Consider the following 5,433-nt stretch of genomic DNA (forward strand, 5'->3'; position numbering starts at 1 on the left):
TCCTGAAGTCGTTCCTCTCCCGCCGCGCGCTGGTTGCCGCGGCGGCCTCGTCGCTCACGCTGCTCGCCGCGCTGCCGCTGCACGCGCAGGAAACACCGGTCAAGTTCCAGCTCGACTGGCGCTTCGAGGGCCCGGCCGCGCTCTTCCTCTTCCCGGCCGCCAAGGGCCACTTCAAGGCCGAGAAGCTCAACGTCAGCATCGACGCCGGCAACGGCTCGGGCGGCACCGTCACGCGCGTGGCCTCGGGGACCTACGACATGGGCTTCGCCGACCTGGCGGCGCTGATGGAGTTCCACGCCAACAACCCCACCGCACCGAACAAGCCGGTGGCGGTGATGATGGTCTACAACAACACGCCGGCCGCAGTGCTGACGCTGAAGAAGACCGGCATCAAGACACCCGCCGACCTCTCCGGGAAGAAGATGGGCGCGCCGGTGTTCGACGCCGGCCGCCGCGCCTGGCCGATCTTCGCCAAGGCCAACAACGTGAAGGACGTGACGTGGACGGCGATGGATCCGCCGCTGCGCGAGACCATGCTGGTGCGCGGCGACATCGACGCGATCACCGGCTTCTCCTTCACCTCGCTGCTCAACCTGGAGGCGCGCGGCGTCAAGCCGGAAGACATCGTGCTGATGCCATACGCCAAGCACGGCGTGAAGCTATACGGCAACGTGATCATCGCCGGCGAGGACTTCCTCAAGAAGAACCCGGAAGCAGTCAAGGCCTTCCTGCGCGCCTTCACCAAGGGCATGAAGGACGTCATCGCCGACCCGAAGGCGGCGGTGGCCACGGTGAAGGAGCGCGACGGCATCGTCAATGCCGAGCTCGAACTGCGCCGCCTCAACCTCGCGCTCGAGCAGACCGTGCTGACGCCCGACGCCAAGGCCGAAGGCTTCGGCGACGTGAACGCCGGCCGGCTCGCGCTGATGGCCAGCCAGGTGTCGGATGCATTCGCGACGAAGGAACGCGTGAACGCCAATGCCGTCTGGAACCCTGGGTTCCTGCCCAGCGTCGGCGAGCGCAGCATCTTCCGGAAATGACCGCCTTCGTCGATTTCCACGACGTCTGGCTGGCCTACAACGACGAGCTGCTGGCCCAGGGCCAGTTCGCCGTCGAGGCGATCGACCTGAAGGTCGGCGAAGGCGAGTTCATCGCCATCGTCGGGCCCTCCGGCTGCGGCAAGAGCACCTTCATGAAGCTCGCCACCGGGCTGAAGCGGCCGAGCAAGGGCACGGTGATCATCGGCGGCCAGCAGGTGACCGGGCCGCTGAAGATCACCGGCATGGCCTTCCAGGCGCCGAGCCTGCTGCCCTGGCGCACGACGCTGGACAACGTGCTGCTGCCGCTGGAGATCGTCGAGCCGTACCGCTCCAGCTTCCGCGCGAAACGTGGCGAGTACGCCGCCAAGGCGCGCGCGCTGCTGGCCTCGGTGGGCCTGGCCGGCTACGAGGACAAGTTTCCCTGGCAACTCTCCGGCGGCATGCAGCAGCGCGCCAGCATCTGTCGCGCGCTGATCCACGAGCCCAAGATGCTGCTGCTCGACGAGCCCTTCGGCGCGCTCGACGCCTTCACCCGCGAGGAACTGTGGTGCGCGCTGCGCGACCTGCAGGCGGCGCGCAAGTTCAACGTCATCCTGGTGACGCACGACCTGCGCGAGAGCGTATTCCTCGCCGACACCGTCTACGTGATGAGCCGCAGCCCGGGCCGCTTCGTCGTGCGCCGCGAGATCGACCTGCCGCGCCCTCGCGACCTGGAGATCACCTACACGCCGCAGTTCACCGACATCGTCCATGAGCTGCGCGGACACATCGGCGCGATGCGAAAGCCCGTGGGCGCGATCGGCGAGGCGGCACCGTGAACAAGACACCGCTGGAGCGCGCCGCGCCGCTGCTGCTGCTGCTCGCGGTCATCGTGCTTTGGCAGCTGGTCTGCTCGGTGTTCAACGTCAGCGAGTTCATCTTTCCCAGCCCGGCGCGCATCGCGCAGCAGTCCTGGGAGCACCGCGTCACCATCCTCGGCCACGCCTGGCGCACCTTCTGGGTGACGATGGTCGGCTTCGGCATCGCCATCGTGGTCGGCGTGCTGCTGGGCTTCCTGATGGGCAGCTCGCGTCTGGCCTACGACGCGATGTACCCGCTGATGACCGGGTTCAACGCGTTGCCGAAGGCCGCCTTCGTGCCCATCCTGGTGGTGTGGTTCGGCATCGGCGTCGGGCCGGCGGTGCTGACCGCCTTCCTGATCAGCTTCTTCCCGATCATGGTCAACATCGCCACCGGCCTGGCCACGCTGGAGCCGGAGCTGGAGGACGTGCTGCGCGTGCTCGGCGCGAAGCGCTGGGACGTGCTGACGAAGGTGGGCCTGCCGCGCTCGCTGCCCTACTTCTACGGTTCGCTCAAGGTGGCGATCACGCTGGCCTTCGTGGGCACCACGGTCAGCGAGATGACCGCCAGCAACGAGGGCATCGGCTACCTGCTGATCTCGGCCGGCAGTTCGATGCAGATGGGGCTGGCCTTCTCGGGCCTGGTGGTGGTGGGTCTCATGGCCATGGCGATGTACGAGCTGTTCTCGGTGATCGAGAAACGCACCACGGCCTGGGCGCATCGCGGATCGCAAAGCCACTGACGTACAGTGCGCCGATGGACGAGCGCACCGAGCCGACGCCGGGCCAGGTGATCACGCTGCTGCAGCGCGCGCAGACGCTGGCCGAGCGCGCCGCCGCCGATGGTCACCACCCCTTCGGCGCCTTGCTGGTCGCGCCCGACCACGAGACGGTGCTGCTCGAACAGGGCAATGTGGACAGCGTCAACCATGCCGAGGCCGTGCTGGCCCGCGAGGCGGCCCGGCAGTTCCCGCCCGAGCTGCTGTGGCGCTGCACGCTGGTCACCACCGTCGAGCCCTGCGCGATGTGTTCCGGCACCCAGTACTGGGCGCACATCGGCCGCGTGATCTACGGGTTGGAAGAGCGCGAGCTGCTGCGTCTCACCGGCAACCACGCCGAGAATCCGACGCTGGACCTGCCCTGCCGGGAGGTGTTCGCGCGCGGGCAGAAGGAGGTGCGGGTGATCGGGCCGGTACCTTCCGCGGCCGAATTCATCGCCGCGTCGCACCGGCGCTTCTGGAAGGAGCGCTGATCCATGCGGCGCGCCTGCGCGCCGGGTTGCCGCGCAGACGAGGCCTCAGCCGCCGAGCACGCGCTTGCGCTCCTCGAACTCCTGCTGATCGATCTCGCCGCGCGCGTAGCGCTCGCGCAGCAGGTCCAAGGCGCGGTCGCTGCCCCCCGGGCTGCGGTGCGGGCCGTGGCCCAGGGTCCAGCGCACGAGCACGGCGATTGCCACGAGCAGCAGCACCCACCACAGCAGATGGCCCATCGCAAACCAGCCCCAGCCGGGCCCCCAACCGTCCATGTGGCCCCACATGGCGCACCCCGCTCAGCGGGCCGGACCGCGCGGCCCGAGCTGCTCGCGCTGCGCGGGCGTCAGCACCTCCAGGATGCGGCGTCTCGCCTCCAGGTGCGACTCGAACATCTGCCTGTGCAGCGCGGCCATGGCCTCGTAGCGGCTGCGCTCGCCCTTGTCGTCGAGCGTCTCGCCCGGCTCGGGCATGCTGCGCATCAGCACCCAGTGCTTGCGCCGCTCCTCCGCGAGGATCGCGTCGATCCTGCTGCGCTGCTCGGCACTGAGATCCAGCCGGCCCAGGCCCCACATGCCACCCATCATGCCCGGGCCCATGCCCGAGCCGCCGTAAGGCCCGCCCATCATCCCCGGGCCCATGCCCCAGCCACCGTACGGGCCGCCCATCATGCCTGGGCCCATGCCCCAGCCACTGCCGGGTCCACCCATCATGCCGTGCCCGTAGCCGGGGCCGGGGCCGGGTCCATAGCCCGGTCCCGGCCCGCCCGGGCCGTAGGGGTGATTGCAGGCCGCGAGGAACGCCGTCAGCGTGACGACGCCGAGTGTCTTGAAGATCGCATGCATCGTGCTCTCCTTGCTGATCGGCCACGGGCCAAGGTCTTGCAAAGCATGCGCCTCGGGGCGCCCTGTGCGTTGAGCTCGATCAAGTCAGCGACGGCGGCTGCGATGCCGTGCACGGCTCAGGCTCCGCCTCAGCCATTGCCCCCGGCACTTCCCTCGCCACCGCTTCCCGGCACGCGCCGAATCGCTGCCGCGTCGGTGTCGGCGTCCGCATCAGCACCTCGCCGGTCATTCCCGCCCGGGTCTCTCTCGGGGAAGGTCAGCCGCCCGCCGACGGCGACGCGACTCCATCCGGACGTTCCTCCCCCGAGGGGACCCGGCAGTCCTCCGGGCCGAGAACACAGACAGCGTTCACGCCTGCTGGAACGTGCAGGCCGAACGAGCGCGAACGCTGCGTGCGTGGCCGCCGGATCAGAACGGGTAGTGCCGCGGCTGCGTCTGCACCGTGATCCAGCGCAGCTCGGTGAACTCGGCGATGCCGGCCTTGCCGCCGAATCGCCCGAGCCCCGAGCCCTTCACGCCGCCGAAGGGCATCTGCGCCTCGTCGTGCACCGTCGGCGCATTGACGTGGCAGATGCCCGACTCGATGCGCCGCGCGACGTTCATCGCCCGCGCGATGTCGCGGCCGAACACCGCGGCTGACAGGCCGTACTCGTTATCGTTGGCGCAGTCCACCGCCGCGTCCACGCCCTTCACGCGCACGATGCACTTCACCGGGCCGAAAGTCTCCTCGTGGTAGATGCGCATGTCGCGCGTCACGCGGTCGAGCACGGTGGCGGGCATCAGCGTGTCCTTGGCCTTGCCGCCGCACAGCAGCTTGGCGCCCTTGGCCAGCGCGTCGTCGATCAGCGCGTTGCAGTGCTCCACCGTGCCCATGCCCACCACCGAGCCCAGCACCACCGGCTCGGGCTTGCGCGGGTCGCCCAGCGGCAGCTTGCTGGCCTTGCCGACGAACTTGTCGATGAAGGCCTCGGCGATCTTCTCGTCGACGATGATGCGCTCGGTGGACATGCAGATCTGCCCCGAGTTGGCGAAGCAGCCGAAGGCGGCGGCGTTGACCGCGTCGTCGATGTCGGCATCGTCGAGGATCACCAGCGGCGCCTTGCCGCCGAGCTCCAGCACCACCGGCTTGAGGTACTTGGCGCAGGTCATCGCGATGATCTTGCCCACCCGCGTGCTGCCGGTGAAGTTGACGCGCCGCACCGCCGGGTGCGCCACCATCGCCTCCACCACCTTGCCGGCGTCGGCCGGTGCGTTGGTCACGTAGTTGACGACGCCGGGCGGGAAGCCGGCGTCCTGCAGCGCCTCGATGATCAGCTGGTGGGTGCGCGGGCAGTTCTCGCTGCCCTTGAGGATCACCGTGTTGCCGCAGGCCAGCGGCGTGGCGATGGCGCGCACGCCCAGGATGATCGGCGCGTTCCACGGCGCGATGCCCAGCACCACGCCGGCCGGCTGGCGCACG

The 5,433-nt window shown here is 69.3% G+C and carries 7 protein-coding genes; 4 read left to right on the forward strand and 3 right to left on the reverse strand.

Annotation, left to right across the window (positions count from 1 at the left end; all coding sequences use genetic code 11):
• Positions 1-2: 2 nt before the first annotated feature.
• From AB7U92_RS20895 to AB7U92_RS20910, 4 genes are read left to right on the forward strand one after another with little or no spacing between them, the layout of a single operon-like run.
• A complete protein-coding gene (locus AB7U92_RS20895; RefSeq protein WP_428581534.1) occupies positions 3-1,040 on the forward strand; it encodes an ABC transporter substrate-binding protein in 1,038 nt (345 codons plus the stop codon).
• Entirely contained in the window at positions 1,037-1,858 is an 822-nt protein-coding gene (locus AB7U92_RS20900; RefSeq protein ID WP_428581537.1) for an ABC transporter ATP-binding protein, read from the forward strand. The genes AB7U92_RS20895 and AB7U92_RS20900 overlap by 4 nt, the downstream gene beginning before the upstream one ends.
• Positions 1,855-2,622, forward strand: coding sequence for an ABC transporter permease (locus tag AB7U92_RS20905; protein ID WP_428581540.1), 768 nt, complete (start codon positions 1,855-1,857; stop codon positions 2,620-2,622). Before AB7U92_RS20900 ends, AB7U92_RS20905 begins: the two co-directional genes overlap by 4 nt.
• Before the next feature lie 14 nt (positions 2,623-2,636).
• Positions 2,637-3,131: a nucleoside deaminase gene (locus AB7U92_RS20910; RefSeq protein WP_428581543.1), complete on the forward strand. Its 495-nt coding sequence runs from the start codon at positions 2,637-2,639 to the stop codon at positions 3,129-3,131.
• Positions 3,132-3,176: 45 nt separating this feature from the next.
• Here AB7U92_RS20910 and AB7U92_RS20915 read toward each other — a convergent pair whose 3' ends face one another.
• From AB7U92_RS20915 to AB7U92_RS20925, 3 genes are all read right to left on the reverse strand, one after another.
• Complete coding sequence (locus tag AB7U92_RS20915; protein WP_428581546.1) at positions 3,177-3,404, reverse strand: SHOCT domain-containing protein; 228 nt, start codon at positions 3,402-3,404, stop codon at positions 3,177-3,179.
• 24 nt (positions 3,405-3,428) lie between these two features.
• Positions 3,429-3,974, reverse strand: coding sequence for a Spy/CpxP family protein refolding chaperone (locus AB7U92_RS20920; protein WP_428581548.1), 546 nt, complete (start codon positions 3,972-3,974; stop codon positions 3,429-3,431).
• A 408-nt stretch (positions 3,975-4,382) separates the two neighbouring features.
• Positions 4,383-5,433: aldehyde dehydrogenase family protein (locus AB7U92_RS20925; protein WP_428581551.1), on the reverse strand; the 1,051-nt coding region annotated here is incomplete at its 5' end.

Source organism: Piscinibacter sp. (genome assembly GCF_050175855.1).
In the GTDB taxonomy this organism is placed as follows: domain Bacteria; phylum Pseudomonadota; class Gammaproteobacteria; order Burkholderiales; family Burkholderiaceae_C; genus Piscinibacter.

What these genes read in the sequence shown, in the direction of transcription:
- AB7U92_RS20900 (WP_428581537.1), top strand. Translation starts at nt 1,037, where the DNA reads ATGACCGCCTTCGTCGATTTCCACGACGTCTGGCTGGCCTACAACGAC.
- AB7U92_RS20910 (WP_428581543.1), top strand. Translation starts at nt 2,637, where the DNA reads ATGGACGAGCGCACCGAGCCGACGCCGGGCCAGGTGATCACGCTGCTG.
- AB7U92_RS20915 (WP_428581546.1), bottom strand. Translation starts at nt 3,404, where the DNA reads ATGGACGGTTGGGGGCCCGGCTGGGGCTGGTTTGCGATGGGCCATCTG.
- AB7U92_RS20920 (WP_428581548.1), bottom strand. Translation starts at nt 3,974, where the DNA reads ATGCATGCGATCTTCAAGACACTCGGCGTCGTCACGCTGACGGCGTTC.